15 protein-coding genes are annotated in these 15,480 nt (G+C 60.7%); 6 read left to right on the plus strand and 9 right to left on the minus strand.

Going from position 1 to position 15,480, the window contains the following annotated elements; genetic code table 11:
* Positions 1 to 157 precede the first annotated feature (157 nt).
* Complete coding sequence (locus GR198_RS12195) at positions 158 to 1,441, plus strand: pilus assembly protein TadG-related protein (protein WP_164051906.1); 1,284 nt, start codon at positions 158 to 160, stop codon at positions 1,439 to 1,441.
* Between the two features lie 271 nt (positions 1,442 to 1,712).
* Here GR198_RS12195 and gor read toward each other — a convergent pair whose 3' ends face one another.
* Positions 1,713 to 3,098: a glutathione-disulfide reductase gene (gene gor / locus GR198_RS12200; RefSeq protein WP_164069069.1), complete on the minus strand. Its 1,386-nt coding sequence runs from the start codon at positions 3,096 to 3,098 to the stop codon at positions 1,713 to 1,715.
* A 221-nt stretch (positions 3,099 to 3,319) separates the two neighbouring features.
* On the opposite strand from gor, the gene GR198_RS12205 reads away from it, so the two are divergent.
* Positions 3,320 to 3,532, plus strand: a complete 213-nt coding sequence (locus GR198_RS12205) for a hypothetical protein (protein WP_003540246.1) — start codon at positions 3,320 to 3,322, stop codon at positions 3,530 to 3,532.
* A gap of 56 nt (positions 3,533 to 3,588) precedes the next feature.
* On the opposite strand, the gene GR198_RS12210 is transcribed toward GR198_RS12205, so the two are convergent.
* The 3 genes from GR198_RS12210 to rpiA form a co-directional block, all read right to left on the minus strand.
* Positions 3,589 to 3,873: an acylphosphatase gene (locus GR198_RS12210; protein ID WP_062944910.1), complete on the minus strand. Its 285-nt coding sequence runs from the start codon at positions 3,871 to 3,873 to the stop codon at positions 3,589 to 3,591.
* Between the two features lie 97 nt (positions 3,874 to 3,970).
* Complete coding sequence (locus GR198_RS12215) at positions 3,971 to 4,534, minus strand: DUF2059 domain-containing protein (RefSeq protein WP_164045843.1); 564 nt, start codon at positions 4,532 to 4,534, stop codon at positions 3,971 to 3,973.
* A 15-nt stretch (positions 4,535 to 4,549) separates the two neighbouring features.
* The gene (gene rpiA, locus GR198_RS12220) at positions 4,550 to 5,248 is read right to left on the minus strand and encodes a ribose-5-phosphate isomerase RpiA (RefSeq protein ID WP_003540249.1); all 699 of its coding nucleotides are present in this window, start codon (positions 5,246 to 5,248) and stop codon (positions 4,550 to 4,552) included.
* A gap of 206 nt (positions 5,249 to 5,454) precedes the next feature.
* Here rpiA and GR198_RS12225 point away from each other — a divergent pair, with 206 nt between their 5' ends.
* A complete protein-coding gene (locus GR198_RS12225) occupies positions 5,455 to 6,171 on the plus strand; it encodes an HAD family hydrolase (protein ID WP_204328463.1) in 717 nt (238 codons plus the stop codon).
* A gap of 302 nt (positions 6,172 to 6,473) precedes the next feature.
* On the opposite strand, the gene GR198_RS12230 is transcribed toward GR198_RS12225, so the two are convergent.
* Positions 6,474 to 8,387 carry a L,D-transpeptidase family protein gene (locus GR198_RS12230; RefSeq protein WP_164022705.1) on the minus strand — a complete coding sequence of 638 codons (1,914 nt, stop codon included), beginning with the start codon at positions 8,385 to 8,387 and terminating at the stop codon, positions 6,474 to 6,476.
* A gap of 94 nt (positions 8,388 to 8,481) precedes the next feature.
* On the minus strand, positions 8,482 to 8,748 hold the full coding sequence (locus GR198_RS12235; RefSeq protein ID WP_155248891.1) for a hypothetical protein: 267 nt from the start codon (positions 8,746 to 8,748) through the stop codon (positions 8,482 to 8,484).
* A gap of 61 nt (positions 8,749 to 8,809) precedes the next feature.
* Between GR198_RS12235 and fumC the strand changes: the two genes are divergently transcribed.
* Complete coding sequence (gene fumC / locus GR198_RS12240; protein WP_164022704.1) at positions 8,810 to 10,201, plus strand: class II fumarate hydratase; 1,392 nt, start codon at positions 8,810 to 8,812, stop codon at positions 10,199 to 10,201.
* A gap of 135 nt (positions 10,202 to 10,336) precedes the next feature.
* Here fumC and GR198_RS12245 read toward each other — a convergent pair whose 3' ends face one another.
* Positions 10,337 to 11,170 carry a VCBS domain-containing protein gene (locus GR198_RS12245; protein ID WP_029870803.1) on the minus strand — a complete coding sequence of 278 codons (834 nt, stop codon included), beginning with the start codon at positions 11,168 to 11,170 and terminating at the stop codon, positions 10,337 to 10,339.
* Positions 11,171 to 11,367: 197 nt separating this feature from the next.
* On the opposite strand from GR198_RS12245, the gene GR198_RS12250 reads away from it, so the two are divergent.
* The gene (locus GR198_RS12250) at positions 11,368 to 12,975 is read left to right on the plus strand and encodes a fumarate hydratase (protein ID WP_164022703.1); all 1,608 of its coding nucleotides are present in this window, start codon (positions 11,368 to 11,370) and stop codon (positions 12,973 to 12,975) included.
* Between the two features lie 25 nt (positions 12,976 to 13,000).
* On the opposite strand, the gene GR198_RS12255 is transcribed toward GR198_RS12250, so the two are convergent.
* Positions 13,001 to 13,207: a hypothetical protein gene (locus GR198_RS12255; RefSeq protein WP_164069201.1), complete on the minus strand. Its 207-nt coding sequence runs from the start codon at positions 13,205 to 13,207 to the stop codon at positions 13,001 to 13,003.
* Positions 13,208 to 13,554: 347 nt separating this feature from the next.
* On the opposite strand from GR198_RS12255, the gene GR198_RS12260 reads away from it, so the two are divergent.
* Positions 13,555 to 14,622 (plus strand): GGDEF domain-containing protein, encoded by a 1,068-nt coding sequence (locus tag GR198_RS12260; RefSeq protein ID WP_029870800.1) that lies wholly within the window; start codon positions 13,555 to 13,557, stop codon positions 14,620 to 14,622.
* A gap of 209 nt (positions 14,623 to 14,831) precedes the next feature.
* On the opposite strand, the gene GR198_RS12265 is transcribed toward GR198_RS12260, so the two are convergent.
* Positions 14,832 to 15,443 (minus strand): pyridoxamine 5'-phosphate oxidase family protein, encoded by a 612-nt coding sequence (locus tag GR198_RS12265; RefSeq protein ID WP_029870799.1) that lies wholly within the window; start codon positions 15,441 to 15,443, stop codon positions 14,832 to 14,834.
* Positions 15,444 to 15,480 lie beyond the last annotated feature (37 nt).

The following is a 15,480-nucleotide window of genomic DNA, read 5'->3' on the forward strand; positions in this document are numbered from 1 at the left end:
CTTTAGGTCAGGCTTGCAAAGACCATTCGCCGACAGTTGTCGCCTCACCGCCGCCGCCCGCCGCTCTCTAGTTAAACCAGCATATACCATGTCGATTTTCCCATACTTTAGACTTTCAATGTAGAACCGGAGAGAGTTTCAATTTCGGGGACATGGCATGGCAATCCTTCCGCCCGGTTTCATATCGGACCGCTCGGGCAATTTCGGCATCATGACGGCACTGCTGGTGGTGCCGCTCTTCGGTGCGGCCGGCATGGCGGTGGATTTCGCCCACGCGCTCAGCTTGAGGACACAGCTTTACGCCGCTGCCGATGCCGCCGCCGTCGGTTCGATCGCGGAAAAATCCGGCGCGGTCGCAGCCGCCATGACCATGAGCGGCAACGGCACGATCTCGCTCGGCAAGGACGACGCCCGCAATATTTTCATGTCTCAAATGTCCGGGGAGCTGACCGACGTTCATATCGATCTCGGCATTAATGTCACCAAGACCGCCAACAAGCTAAATTCGCAGGTTTCCTTCAGCGCCACCGTGCCCACCACCTTCATGCGCATCCTGGGCCGGGACTCGATCACGATCTCGGGTGCGGCGACTGCCGAATATCAAACCGCCGCCTTCATGGATTTCTACATCCTCCTCGACAACACGCCCTCCATGGGCGTCGGCGCAACCGCGAACGATGTTTCGAAGCTGCAGGCTAAAACAGGCTGCGCCTTCGCCTGCCATCAGATGGACCAGAGCACCAACAACTATACCATCGCCAAGAGTCTCGGCGTCGCCATGCGCATCGACGTCGTGCGCCAGGCAACCCAGGCGTTGACGGATACGGCCAAGACCGAACGCGTCAGCAGCGACCAGTTCCGCATGGGCGTCTATACTTTCGGCACAAAGGCCGAGGACGCCAAGCTGACGACAATCTCCAGCCTCACCTCCGACCTGACCAAGGTGAAGAATTACACCGACGCCGTCGACCTGATGACCATTCCCTACCAGAACTACAACCAGGATCAGCTCACGAGCTTCGATAGCGCCCTGACGCAGATGAATACCATCATCGATCCGGCGGGCGACGGCACGTCGAATATCAGCCCTGAAAAGATCCTGTTCTTCGTTTCCGACGGCGTCGGCGACAGCTACAAGCCGTCGACATGCACCAAGAAGACGACCGGCGGCCGCTGTCAGGAGCCGATCGACACCTCTTTCTGCAAACCGCTGAAAGACCGCGGTGTCAAGATCGCCGTGCTCTACACCACCTACCTGCCGCTGCCAAGCAACGATTGGTACAACAAATGGATCAGCCCCTTCCAGAGCGAGATCCCGACGAAGATGCAGGCATGCGCCTCGCCCGGCTTCTATTTCGAAGTCACGCCGACCGAAGGTATCACCGATGCGATGAAGGCGCTTTTCCTCAAGGTTATCCGCTCGCCGCGCATCACCAGCTAAAGCATGTCGCGCAAAAGTGTGCAGCAGTTTTGCGCCAAAAACATGCGGGAATCAAAGACCTAAAGCGCAGAAAGCGAATCTGAAAGATCGCGACGTGCTTTAGCACATCGACCCGAAAACGGAATCGATTTTCGGAAAGCACAATGCGTCGTTCAAAAAGTTAGAGCGTCCTTTGTGCGTCCGAAAGGATGCACGGCGCTCTAATGCATGTCGCCCGGAAGTGTGCAGCGGTTCCGGGTCAACGACATGCAGGACAAAAGCACGTCGCGGCTCAAATCCGCTTGCCGTCGCGGATCCGATAGCTCGGCGCATACATGGTGACGAGTTCTTCGGCGGCCGTCGGGTGCAGCGCCATCGTCCGGTCGAAATCGTCCTTGGTGCAGCCGGCCTTCAACGTGATGCCGAGCAACTGCGCCATCTCGCCGGCATCGTGGCCGAGGATATGGGCGCCGACCACCTTGCGGCTCGCCGCATCGACGATCAGCTTCATGATCATCCGCTCGGCCCGCCCGGAAAGCGTGGCCTTCAGCGGCCGGAACTGGGCGCGATAAACCTCGAGTTCGGGATAACGCTTGCCCGCCTCCTCTTCCGAAAGGCCGACGGTGCCGATCTCAGGCTGCGAGAACACGGCGGTCGGGATCAGCTCGTAGTCCGGCCGGGTCGGATTGTTCTTGTACTCGGTCTCGATGAAGCACATCGCCTCGTGGATCGCCACCGGCGTCAGCTGTACCCGGTTGGTGACATCGCCGAGCGCGTAGATGTTTTCGACATTGGTGCGGGAATATTCGTCGACGATAACGGCGCCGCGCTCGTCGACGGCGACGCCGGCCGCATCGAGGCCGAGGCCTTCGGTGTTCGGATCGCGCCCGAGCGCCAGCATGACCACGCCGGCTTGCAGCGTACCGTTGTTCAGCGTCTCCAGAATGAGCCCGCCCTCGCCCTTCGAAACCTTCTGCAGCGTGTCGTGGCAGAGGATGCGGATGCCCTTGGCGACCATCGCCTCGTGCAGCCCGCGCCTCAGGTCCTCGTCGAAGCGCGACAGGATCTCGGCGCCGCGATAGATCAGCGTCGTCTCGACGCCGAGGCCATGGAAGATATTGGCGAACTCGACGGCGATATAGCCGCCGCCTGATATCACGATCGATTTCGGCAGCTCTTCGAGATGAAAGGCCTCGTTGGAGGAGATGCAGAGCTCGTGACCGGGAAGGGCTGCATGCAGGTTCGGCCGTCCGCCGGTGGCGATGACGATCGTCTTTGCCGTCACCGTCTGTCCGGTCTTCAGCAGTCGGACCGTATGGGCATCGACGAGTTCCGCGCGCGTTTCCAGGATCTCGGCATTGGCGCCGGCAAGCCCCTTCTTGTAGAGACCTTCAAGCCGGGCGATTTCAACATCCTTGGCAGCCACCAGCTTCTTCCAGTCGAAGCTGCTTTCGCCGACTGTCCAGCCGAAACCCGCCGCATCCTCGAAATGCTCGTGGAACTGCGAAGCATAAACGAAGAGCTTCTTCGGCACGCAGCCGCGGATGACGCAGGTGCCGCCGTAGCGATACTCCTCGGCGATCGCCACTTTCTTGCCGAGCGAGGCGGCGACACGGGCGCCGCGCACGCCTCCGGAACCGCCGCCGATGACGAAGAGGTCGTAGTCGTAGGAAGACATGAGGAGCTCCGGAAGGGAATCGCAGGAAGGATGTTCCTGATATAGGGGCGATCATCATGAAAACAAAAGCCCGCTCGTGCGTCATCCGGTTCCCATCGTCGAATCTTCATTCCGGTTGACCAGTCACCGTTTACGGTTGACCCGGTCACCGTTTACGGTTGACCCGGTCGGCCGAGGCTGGCAGGCAATCCATGGGATGGAAAAGAATGGCGGAGCAAAAGATGGATCAAACTCTCTTCAGCAACCTGTGCAAGGCTGGCAAATTCAAGGAAGCGCTCGGCCTCGCCATTCAGGGCCATGAGGACGAAAAATACACGCCGAGCCGTTTCTCGATCGACAAGAAGACGAGACTGCCGATCTTCTACCGAGGCAACAAGCGCGTGGAGCCGGATGAGGAGGGTGTGTGGCAACTTGCAAAGAACCCGAACCCATAGGACTGAGTTCCGGCACATATGCGATGCCAATTGCATATGCTTAGCGAGTGCTGCTGTCAGCGGGTAATGCGGAAATCCGTCAGGCTTTTCTCAAGCTGGGCCGTTTCCGTCTCGACGCCCGAAACCGACGCCCCCGAAGGCCCGCGCCCAAAACGCTCGATCATCGCCGAGATGGCGCTGTCGGGTCCTGCGATCACAGCGACGACAGCCCCGTCCTCTTCATTGCGAACCCAACCCGTCAAACCGAGCCGTACGGCCTCATCGCGCGTCCAATAGCGAAAACCGACACCCTGGACCTTGCCGGATATCCGCACTCGGACAGCCTTGTCATGATCGGACATGTCTGCAGTCACCTGAAGCCTCGCCAGCGGCATTTGCCGGATCATAGCAAAAAAGCCCGGACGATGCCGGGCTTTCGCAAATTTGATGGGGCAGGCCTTACTGTTGGGCAGCCGGTGCCGGAGCAGGAGCGGTCGGGCTGTCGGTTGCCGGCGGCGGTGCCTTGATGACCTTGGAAAGCTCGGCGTTGCTCTGCTTTTCCAGGTCGCGGGAAATGCCCTGCGCCCAGATGTCGGCAGCCTTCGCAGTCTCGCGCGAGGCGACCGGGCCATCGCGCAGCAGCTTCTTGCCGACGTCGGAATTATAGAAGTCGGCGATCGCCTTCAGCTCATCGACTGAGAAGGTCTTGGCATAGGTGAGTGCCGCCTCCTTCTCCAGGTCGCCGCGGCGCGGCGCCAGCGCCAGCGCCTGCGCGTCGACCGTCGACGAAATGACGTCCTGGTAGTTCGGCGAATCCTGGATCAGGCCGGCCTTCAGACGCTCGGCGAGACCAGGCAGGATGTTGTCGAACTGGGCAGTGGCGCCGATGGCGTCAATCGCCGCGCGAGACGCCTTCAGCTGCTCCTCGGAGACTTCCTGCGCCTTGACGGCGGAGTTGAAGGCAAGCCCGGAAAGAACGACGGTCGCAGCGGCGAGACGGCCAAGACCTGCAATGTTCATCATGAGTATATGCTCCTGTTATCTGTTTGCCTGCAGCGTGCGCGCACCCGCAGGACCGGCAATGATCGCAAGTGCCGCCATATTGATAAAGAGCCCGTGTTCAACGACGCCGGGTATGGAATTCAGCTCGCTCGAAAGCGCCTCTGCATCAGGAATGCGGCCAAAAGATGCATCGATGATGTGATGGCCGCCATCCGTGGTAAACTCTCCGTCACCCGACTGGCGCAGATCGAGTTCACCGGAAAGACCGAGCCGGGCCGCAACCTTTTCGATCGCGATCCGCGTCGAGACGAGCCCGAACGGATTGACCTCGATCGGCAGCGCGAAGGCGCCGAGCGTTTCCACCAGCTTGCTCTCGTCGGCAATGACGATCATTCGCTCGGAGGCGGCCGCGACGATCTTTTCGCGCAACAGCGCGCCGCCGCCGCCCTTGATCAGCCTGAGCGCCTGATCGACCTCGTCGGCGCCATCGATCGTCAGGTCGAGTGCCGGCAGTTCGTCGAGCGACTTCAGCGGCACGCCAAGTTCGACGCAGAGCCGCGCGGTTCGTTCGGACGTAGGAACGCCTTCGACCCTGAAGCCGCCCGCGACCTTCTCCGCCAGCAGGCGAACGAATTCCTCCGCCGTGCTGCCGGTGCCGATCCCGAGACGCATCCCGCTTTCCACATGGGCGAGTGCGGCCTCAGCGGCCTTGATCTTCATTTCGCGGGCATCCATGCGCCGCCAGCTCCTGATATTGCGTTGGATGTGCTGTTTACACGGCTCGCCTGGCAAACGAAAGTCAAAATCATCACGGAAAATGAAAAGCCGAAACAGAGGCCTGCAGCCTTCCCGACCATCGCCGGACGTTGCTTTCCGCCGCACGATCGCCTACCTCAGGGACGACCCATCGTTCCCCAGGACGATCCATCGTTCAAAGAGACATGCCCTTGACCCCTGTTCCCGCTCGCCCGGCGCTCGTCGTCTTCGATCTCGACGGTACCCTTCTCGATACCCACGTGGACCTGGTCGAGAGCCTGAACCATACGATCGCGGCCCTTGACCTCGAACCGGTCAGCTACGACGACCTCACCCATCTCGTCGGCCAGGGCGCGCGCGTCATGATCGAGCGCGCCTGCAGGCTGCGCGGCCATCCGCTCGAAAGCGACGCCTTGCCGCCGCTGGTCGAGCGTTTCGTCGCCCATTATGCCGGCAACATGCCCGGCCGGACCGAACCCTATCCCGGCCTGGTCGCCGCGATGGACCGGCTGAAATCTCAGGGTTATCGCCTCGCCGTCTGCACCAACAAGATGGAAAGCCTGGCGCTCGGCCTGCTCGACAAGCTCGAGCTTACCCGATATTTCGACGCCATCACCGGCGGCGACAGCTTCGAATACCGCAAGCCCGACGCCCGCCACCTCACCGCCACCATCGAACGCGCCGGCGGCGACATCACCCGCATCGTGATGATCGGCGACAGCATCAACGATATCGCGGTGGCGAGAAACGCCGGCATACCGTCGATCGCCGTGCCTTTCGGTTATTCCGACGTGCCGGTTTCGAGCCTCGATCCGGATGTTATCATCACCCATTTCGATGAGTTGACGCCGGAGCTGGTGGAAACGCTGTTGCGGGAATATGCGGAGAAAGTCGCCGTCTGAGACTTGGCGATCAGGCGTATGTCTTTGCGATCGCGGCCCCCTCATCCGACCCTTCGGGCCACCTTCTCCCCACTGGGGAGAAGAGGGGAACCAGCGGCACGGCTGCGACCGCACGAAACGCCTTGATCAGGAGCGAGGCGTCGCGGCAACGTCCCTTCTACCCAGCGGGGAGAAGATGCCGGCAGGCAGATGAGGGGCCCACACAGCACGCCCTCTCCTCTTACTTCTTGCACGCAACACCCCAAAAACAAAAACGGGCGGCCCAAAAGACCGCCCGCCAGCACCACTAATCAAATCCGATATCAGATCTGCGCCCCACGCGCCTTCGTCGTCGCGTCAAAAGCCTTGTCGACATAAGCGTCGCGGCCGTAGACGTCGTCGAAATATTCCACCACGCCGTCCTTGTTCGGCCAGGCGGTGAAGTAGGAGACGTAGACCGGGATCTTCTGCGGCACGCGCACCGCATGGTTCTGGCCGCTGGCGATCTGCTTGGCGACGTCGTCGACCGTCGTGCCGAGCACGGCGGCCGCCATCGCCCGCGGATCGGCAAGGCGCACGCAACCGTGGCTCAGCGCCCGCATGTCGCGCTTGAAGAAGCTCTTCGACGGCGTGTCGTGCATATAGATCGCGTGGCTGTTCGGGAACAGGATCTTCAGTTCGCCGAGCGCATTGTCGCTGCTTGGCGGCTGGCGCACCGAAACATTATTGGTCGAGCCGTACCAGTCGACACTCGACGAGGCGACGGCGTGGCCGTTCACCTCGACCTCATAACCGAGCTGGTCGAGATAGTTCGGATCCGAGCGTAGCTTCGGCAGCATCTCGTTGATGATGATCGACTGCGGCACGCCCCAGAAAGGGTTGAACTCGACCGTCTCGATTTCGTCATCGAAGAAATAGGTCTGGTTGTTCTTGCCGCCGACCACCACGCGCATCGACAGCTGTTCCTTGCCGTCATTGTGGTAGTAGACCTTGTAGGCCGGCTGGTTGATCATGACGTAGCGGGAACCGAGATCCTCCGGCAGCCAGCGCGCCTGTTCCATGGCGACGACGAGCTTGTCGATCTTCGAGGCATTGGTATCGCCGCCGGTCATGGCGCGCACGGTCGCCTGGCCGATGACGCCATCGGGCTTCAGCCCACGCTCTTTCTGGAAATCCTCCACCAGCGAAACGATGTCGGGCGAATAGTCGATGCTGCCGGCGTAAGCAGCAAGCGTTGCCGCATGATCGGTCTTCAGCGTTTCGGAGCCGTGCTTGCCGATCGCCTTGACGATATTGGCGATCTCCGGCGAGCTGTCGCCAGGCCTCAGTAGCCTGTCGAGCGAAACGACGATTCGCTCCTCATTGCCGCCGTCGGCGGCGCGAAGCTTGGCAAGCTCCGCCTTCAGCGCCTGGAATTGCGGACTATCAGGCGAGCGGCTGGCGATGTAGGCGCCGACATTGGGGCTCATGCGGGCAAGTTTCAGCACCGGGGCCAGATTGACCACCTTGCGCTGGAAGTCGTGATAGCCGGAGATCTTGTTCGGATCGATGCGGCCGCGCACCGTGTCCTGCACGAAGGCGAGCACCTTGGCGGAGAGATCGAGCTCGAACTGTGTCAGCGCCCGGTCGCGGAAGGCGGGATCGGGATTGGCTGGGTCGATATCAGGCGTCTGGACGGCGTAATCCGCCGGGTCGAGGCCAACGAAGGACGCATCGGCAAGTACCAGCATCGCCGACTTGGCGCGGTCGTTGATCTGGTTGCCCTCGACCCAGACGAGCGGATTGCGGCTGTCGCCGTAATAGGCTTCGAGCGCCTTCGCGACGTCGGCATTGGCACGCACCTTGGCCTGCGCCAGGAAACGGCGCTGCACGGCCGGCTCGGCGCTGGCATCACCGCTGCCCGAAACATCGGCGACCGCGCCGGTGACGACGGGATCGGCGAACTTGCCGGTATCGACGAACTGCAGCGTCTCGGTTTTGTAGGTATAATAACGCGGACCGCTCACCTTCGGCAGCGGCGCTTCCGGATCGAGCCCGCCGAGCGAGCCACCGACGCCGCCGCGCGAGCCCACACGGCCGGGCGGCATCTGGTCCATGAAGATGGTGCTCTGCGTCCGCTGCCTGTCGCCGCGCAGCATATCCATCAGTGTATAAGCATGCGCGGGTGCGGCACTCATCATTGCCACGCCGCAGGAAAGTGCCAATGCGGATGCCGCGCTTTTCAAAACGAACGTCATATATCTTCCAGTCCCGGTGTCATGCTGTTCTTGTCACGAGCGCAAGGCTCAAGCTCAAATCCCGCGAAACTCAAGCAGCGTAGGGCCTCATTGATCAGAAACCGGCCTGCGCCGCCAGCGCCGGCGGACTCAATTTTGTGTGACGGAGATCCTGCACGGCGCCACCCAGCAGTTCACACAAAATTATGAAATTATTAGTTAATTTTTTACCGAATTTTCGCCGCCAGACCAGTCCGGCGAAAACGCCCGGACGCATAAAATTTCCAAAGTGGCCTAAAAGGCACGCCGAAAAGCCAGCGCAAACATGACTTCCGATTTCAATATTTCGCGCGGCGTCCAGTTTTCTTGTCGGACTTTCCAACCTATAAGACCTCATCTTTCGAAAATGCCCGAAAACAGCATGTAAAGGGAAGGCAAGGCCGATGACCGCAACCCGCACCGAAACCGATACTTTTGGCCCGATCGAGGTCGCCGCCGACCGATATTGGGGCGCCCAGGCCGAGCGTTCGCTCGGCAATTTCAAGATCGGCTGGGAAAAGCAGCCGCTGTCGATCGTGCGCGCGCTCGGCATCGTCAAGCAGGCCGCCGCCCGCGCCAACATGGCGCTCGACCAACTCGACCCTGCCCTCGGCAAAGCGATCGTCGACGCCGCCCAGGAGGTGATCGACGGCAAGCTGAACCACCACTTTCCGTTGGTCGTCTGGCAGACCGGTTCTGGCACACAGTCGAACATGAACGCCAATGAAGTGATCTCCAATCGTGCGATAGAAATGCTCGGCGGCGTCATGGGTTCCAAGAAGCCGGTGCATCCGAACGATCACGTCAACATGAGCCAGTCGTCGAACGACACCTATCCGACGGCCATGCACATCGCCTGCGCCGAGCAGATCGCCCATCACCTGCTGCCGGCCCTGAAGCACCTGCATGCCGCCCTCGACATGAAGGTCACCGAATTCAGCCACATCATCAAGATCGGCCGCACCCACACCCAGGATGCGACGCCGCTGACGCTCGGCCAGGAATTTTCGGGTTATGCCGCCCAGGTCGGCTCCGCGATCAAGCGCATCGAAATGACCCTGCCCGGCCTATGCGAGCTCGCCCAGGGCGGCACTGCCGTCGGCACCGGCCTCAACGCGCCGGTGGGCTTTGCCGAAAAGGTCGCCGAAGAGATCGCCGCCATCACCGGCATGCCTTTCGTCACCGCGCCGAACAAGTTCGAGGCGCTCGCCTCGCATGACAGCATGGTCTTTTCCCACGGCGCCATCAATGCGGCAGCCGCCGCCCTCTTCAAGATCGCCAACGACATCCGCCTGCTCGGTTCCGGCCCACGCGCCGGCCTCGGCGAGCTGGCGCTGCCGGAAAATGAGCCCGGCTCCTCGATCATGCCCGGCAAGGTCAATCCGACCCAGTGCGAGGCGCTGACGCAGGTCTGCATCCATATCTTCGGCAACAACGCGGCGCTGACCTTCGCCGACAGCCAGGGCCATTTCGAGCTCAACGTCTACAATCCGATGATGGCCTATAATTTCCTGCAGTCGGTGCAGCTACTCGCCGACGCCGCCGTCTCCTTCACCGACAATTGCGTCGTCGGCATCGAGGCGCGCGAGGACAATATCAAGGCCGGCCTCGAACGCTCGCTGATGCTGGTGACGGCACTTGCCCCGAAGATCGGCTACGACGCAGCCGCCAAGATCGCCAAGACCGCCCACAAGAACGGCACGACGCTGAAGGAAGAGAGCCTCGCCAGCGGCCTGGTGACGTCGGAAGAATATGATGCAATCGTTCGCCCGGAAACGATGATCGGGCCGAAGTAGGAAGGTCGCATAGGCCACAGCCCCTCATCCGGCTGCCGCCACCAACCGGGGTCGAGCCACAGGTCTCGACCCGTCCTTCGGACCCCCGCTCGCGGGGAGAAGGGGATATGCCGCAACGCCTCGACTCCCTCCAGCCTATAGCAAGGCAAACAGCGAAAAATTGTCCATCACGACAGAATTGCCCATGAAGTCGAAACGGATTTCTTCGATGTCTTCGAGATTGACCTCGAGAGTGGGGCCGGTGACCTCGAGCTCCTGCTGATAGACGATCTGGCCGTCGTTCAGCGCGGTGAGCGTCAGGTGAAAGGGCGCTGCCGACAATTCGGCAATCGAAACGCTCTGAAAGGTGAATTCCCCGCCATCGAGCATTTTCAAGCTTACGGGCGCAGAACCCGGCGATAGAACGGTATCGCTGAAACCGTCCTCGGTGATGGCGTTGACGCCCGGGATCGTGTCGTAGACGATGCCGTTCAGAAGCGTCACTTCGTGGCTTCCATTCACCGAGAGCGCAAAGTTGCGATAGTCAGGCAGAGAGAAATTATCTGCCCTGGATAAGACGCCCAGATCGTCGAAATTCAGGATTTCATGGTATTTGTCGCCTTCGTTGACGCCGTCGATCGCGAGCGTCAACACGCCGAGGTCCGTGCCCCCCGAGCCATCTGACATCTTGAAGCTCAGCTTCTCGATGAGCTGATCGTATTTCGTTAAATTTTTCACGACGTCGAGCGTGTAGTCCAGCTCGTACTCGAAGTGACCGTCAGGTTTCAGTCTGAAGGTTCCGTACTCGCCCCTTATGATCGTTTCGTGGTCAGGCCCATGTTTGGCGTCGATACGCACGCCATTGACGAAGCGAACATACATGTCCGCTCCCTCGGGATCGCTGGAGAGGCGCAGCAGATTCCCGCGGATCCAATTGTCTTCGAAAAAAACGAGAAGGTCGTCGACAGCAGTTGGCTTTGCATTTGTCATTTGAAGCCCCGGCAGGTTAACGCTGCCGGGAATATGTACTGGCCTCGAACAGAAGGCAACTTGAAGTCGTCTTTTTGTCGGACCGATTTCGACGGTTCGCCTCATCCGCCGCGCGTGGTCCTGATTGCTTTTGCCCCGCAGCGGATTTAGACCGGTTCCAATCTAGCGACGCACGCCCTACCAGAAAGGTCACTTCGATGGCTGACGATCTCTTCCCCCTCGGCAAGGATGCCACCCCCTATCGCAAGATCAGCGGCGACCATGTCTCGGTCGATACGTTCAAGGGCCAGGAGATCCTGACCGTCGAGCCGGAGGGGATCCGGCTGCTCGCCGAAACCGCCTTTGCCGACATCAACCACCTGCTGCGTCCCGGCCATCTGAAGCAGCTCGCCTCGATCCTCGACGATCCCGAAGCGACCGACAATGACCGTTTCGTCGCCTACGATCTCTTGAAGAACGCCAATATCGCCGCCGGCGGCGTGCTGCCCATGTGCCAGGACACCGGCACGGCGATCATCATGGGCAAGAAAGGCCGCAGGGTCTGGACCGAGGGCGAGGATAGTGCAGCGCTGGCCCGCGGCGTCATGGACGCCTATGAGAAGAAGAACCTGCGTTACTCGCAGCTCGCGCCGGTCAAAATGTTCGAGGAGAAGAATACCAGGAACAACCTGCCGGCCCAGATCGACATCTATGAGGAAGGCACCGACGCCTATGAATTCCTCTTCGTCGCCAAGGGCGGCGGCTCGGCCAACAAGACCTTCCTTTACCAGGGCACGCCCTCGCTCTTGACTCATGACCGTATGATCGACTTCCTTAAGGAGAAGATCCTGACGTTAGGGACGGCAGCCTGTCCTCCCTACCATCTGGCGATCGTCATCGGCGGCACCTCGGCCGAGATGAACCTGAAGACCGTCAAGCTCGCCTCTACCCGCTATCTCGACGAGCTGCCGACCGAAGGTTCCGAGAGCGGCCACGCTTTTCGCGATATCGAGATGGAAAAGGAAATTCACCGGCTGACCCAGCAGATGGGGGTCGGCGCCCAGTTCGGCGGCAAGTATTTCTGTCATGACGTGCGTGTCATCCGCCTGCCCCGCCACGGCGCCTCGCTGCCGATCGGCCTCGGCGTCTCCTGTTCCGCCGACCGTCAGGCCAAGGGCCGCATCACCCGCGACGGCATCTTCGTCGAGCAGCTCGAAACCGATCCGTCGAAATACATGCCCGAGATCGACGAGGCGAAACTGTCGGAATCGACGGTGCGCATTGATCTCAACCGGCCGATGGCCGAGGTGCTCGCCGAACTCTCAAGACATCCCGTCAAGACGCGCCTGTCGCTGTCAGGCACCATCATCGTTGCCCGCGACCTGGCGCACGCCAAGATCCGCGAGCGGCTGGAAAAGGGCGAAGGCATGCCCGATTACCTGAAAAACCATCCGGTCTATTATGCCGGCCCGGCCAAGACACCGGTCGGCTACGCCTCCGGCTCCTTCGGCCCGACCACGGCCGGCCGCATGGACAGTTACGTCGATCAGTTCCAGTCTTTCGGCGGCTCGATGGTGATGCTAGCCAAGGGCAACCGTTCGCGCCCCGTGCGCGAGGCCTGCAAGAAACACGGCGGCTTTTACTTGGGCTCCATCGGCGGCCCCGCCGCCCGTCTTGCCCAGGACTGTATCCGCAAGGTCGAGGTCTTCGAATATCCCGAACTCGGCATGGAAGCGGTCTGGAAGATCGAAGTCGAAGACTTCCCCGCCTTCATCGTCATCGACGACAAGGGCAATGATTTCTTCCAGGAGCTGAATTTGGGGTGATGGGCAGGCTGCGTTGCCGCCTGCTCTACCGTGCCGACGCCTTATCAGACGCGCTGACATTCCGCGCCTTCACCGCCTCGCCCACGCTCACCACATCCCCGGCATCGACCCTTGCCAGGATCTCCGTGCGGAACGCGCCGGCGAAGAAGCCGGTGTGCTCCAGCAACAAGGTGCCGCCGGCGAAGACGGTGAAGGCGAGGATGGCAAAAGAAATATGGCGGGAGGTTTCCACGATCTCACGCCCTGGCTTGCAGGCTACGATCGGGTTTGCCACCAAGAAATATCACCCCGAAATACCGGCACTGCAATACGAAACCGCCAAAACCAGCTGTCGACAAGATGAATACGGTCTCCGGCAGAGAAGAACTGTAAGTTTTTCAGACACTGTACCCGCCCAGCGAGTATGCACTGTCCCACTAAAGATACGTTTTCCCATGGAGAATCATAGGTCTGATCGAAGTATTGCCCCATGGGGCATTTGTCGTATGTAATCTTTGGTATATATCGCTTTAATCTTTTCCCAAGAAATTTAAGCTAACAAATAGAATATTGCCTTTGAATATATGAGGAGTTCGCCGGATGAATACGGCTGTCGCGCCCAAGGTGCCGGTTCCCGACGTTGCGGGTCAGATCACCTATGCCATGCGCTCCATGGGCGTCGCGCCGATACCGCGCAATTACCAACTCTTCTACGAGGCCTATATCGGCTCCAATCCAGCCCTCACCCGCGAGCTCGCGGCCCTCGGCGGCCAGGTGACCCAGGCCGAACTCGATGCGCTCGGCGCGCAGCATTTCACCCACAGCCCGGCCCGCGTCTTCGACGATGCCCATACGCGCATTGCAGGCGAACTCGATGGCCTGCTGCGCATTCTCAAGCAGGAGCAGAGCTCGCTCGAAAGTTATACCAGGCTGCTCGGCGAGACCCACAAGCGCATCACCTCCAAGAGCAATGCCAGCGTCGAGCTGATCGAAAACGCCATCGATCTGCTGAGCCAGGCAACCGGAGACACCATGGCGCATGGCGAACGCACCGTCGAGGACGTCGTCCAGCGCTCGCAGGAGATGGATCAGGTCCGCAAGGAACTCGACGAATACAAGCGCATCGCCAACACCGACTCGCTGACGCGCCTTTCCAACCGCCGCGCCTTCGACGACCGCCTTGCCGCCATCTTCGACAATTCGAGCATGCGGCCGGTGACGGCGCTGCTGCTCTGCGACATCGACAATTTCAAGAAGATCAACGACACCTACGGCCATCCGGTCGGCGACAAGGTGCTCGCCACCGTCGCCTCCGTCATCCGCAGCAATGTCCGCCGTGACATCTTCGTTGCCCGCACCGGCGGCGAGGAGTTCGCACTCATCGTCGATGGCAACACGCCCGAGGAAGTGACCGCGATCGCCGAGCGCATTCGTCGCACGCTGGAGACGACGCCTTTCAAAAACTCACGTACGCGGGTGAATTACGGTCCGGTCACCGTCTCAATCGGCATCTGCATGGCCTCCAGCGCCGGGGATGCCGGCGAACTCTACAGCAAGACCGACATCGCGCTCTACGGCGCCAAGAATGCCGGCCGCAACTGCACCATCCTCTATCAGGACGGCATGCAGAAGGATTTCACCAAAAGCTGGCTGATCTACAAGACGTGACGGCCTCCCACGCCACACGCACGCTGTCACCGACAGGTGACGGCGACAAGCTGCTGGCACTCCGGCCAACTCCTCTTTCGTCATGCTCGGGCTTGTCCCGAGCATCTGAAACCGGTGCAGCAGATCCTCGGCACAAGGCCGAGGATGACGTCGAGTAAAGGCCGAGGTTTGTCAAAAAAACTGAGCCGTCACAACAAGATGACGGCGTTTTACCACATCGTCTTCGCCGCCCGCCCCGGCCATTCCCGGTCGTAGGTTTCCTGGTCGAAGTCGCCGGTTGCGGCCTTCAGCATCTGCCCGGGCGTCGGCAGCTTCGCCGGATCGGCGAAGTGTTCTCCATTCCAGAGTTCGGCTCGCATCACGGCGCGCGCGCATTGGAAATAGACCTCGTCGATCGAAATGACGACGACGGTGCGCGGATGTTTGCCGTCCATCTCGAAGCTCGAAAGCAGCGTCTCATCGTTGGAGACGACACCGCGGCCGTTGATACGCATCGTCGTGTTCGAGCCGGGGATCAGGAACATCAGCGCCAGGCGAGGATCGCGCACGATGTTGGAGAGCGAATCGACGCGGTTGTTGCCGCGCCAATCCGGCAGATGCAGCGTCTCATCGTCGGCGACGCGCACCACGCCGCCAAGATCACCGCGCGGCGAACAGTCGAGCCCTTCCGGCCCGACAGTCGCAAGCGCCGCAAACGGTGAGATCTCGATCATCTCGCGATAGAGGGGGGTCAATTGCTTCGTCACCTTGGTGACGGAGGCCGGCGAAAGCCCGGCGCCATAGATCGTATTGAGCTCTTCGATGCTGCTGATGATTTTCATGAGGCGTCCCGCCGCGGCTTGATCTTCGCGACGGACG

It is taken from the genome of Rhizobium leguminosarum, from assembly GCF_010668065.1.
GTDB lineage: Bacteria > Pseudomonadota > Alphaproteobacteria > Rhizobiales > Rhizobiaceae > Rhizobium > Rhizobium leguminosarum_S.

Excerpts from the sequence above, each read along its gene's own strand:
- GR198_RS12195 (WP_164051906.1), top strand. The coding sequence starts at position 158 with ATGGCAATCCTTCCGCCCGGTTTCATATCGGACCGCTCGGGCAATTTC.
- gor (WP_164069069.1), bottom strand. The coding sequence starts at position 3,098 with ATGTCTTCCTACGACTACGACCTCTTCGTCATCGGCGGCGGTTCCGGA.
- GR198_RS12205 (WP_003540246.1), top strand. The coding sequence starts at position 3,320 with ATGGATCAAACTCTCTTCAGCAACCTGTGCAAGGCTGGCAAATTCAAG.
- GR198_RS12210 (WP_062944910.1), bottom strand. The coding sequence starts at position 3,873 with ATGTCCGATCATGACAAGGCTGTCCGAGTGCGGATATCCGGCAAGGTC.
- GR198_RS12215 (WP_164045843.1), bottom strand. The coding sequence starts at position 4,534 with ATGATGAACATTGCAGGTCTTGGCCGTCTCGCCGCTGCGACCGTCGTT.
- rpiA (WP_003540249.1), bottom strand. The coding sequence starts at position 5,248 with ATGGATGCCCGCGAAATGAAGATCAAGGCCGCTGAGGCCGCACTCGCC.
- GR198_RS12225 (WP_204328463.1), top strand. The coding sequence starts at position 5,455 with ATGCCCTTGACCCCTGTTCCCGCTCGCCCGGCGCTCGTCGTCTTCGAT.
- GR198_RS12230 (WP_164022705.1), bottom strand. The coding sequence starts at position 8,387 with ATGACGTTCGTTTTGAAAAGCGCGGCATCCGCATTGGCACTTTCCTGC.
- fumC (WP_164022704.1), top strand. The coding sequence starts at position 8,810 with ATGACCGCAACCCGCACCGAAACCGATACTTTTGGCCCGATCGAGGTC.
- GR198_RS12245 (WP_029870803.1), bottom strand. The coding sequence starts at position 11,170 with ATGACAAATGCAAAGCCAACTGCTGTCGACGACCTTCTCGTTTTTTTC.
- GR198_RS12250 (WP_164022703.1), top strand. The coding sequence starts at position 11,368 with ATGGCTGACGATCTCTTCCCCCTCGGCAAGGATGCCACCCCCTATCGC.
- GR198_RS12260 (WP_029870800.1), top strand. The coding sequence starts at position 13,555 with ATGAATACGGCTGTCGCGCCCAAGGTGCCGGTTCCCGACGTTGCGGGT.
- GR198_RS12265 (WP_029870799.1), bottom strand. The coding sequence starts at position 15,443 with ATGAAAATCATCAGCAGCATCGAAGAGCTCAATACGATCTATGGCGCC.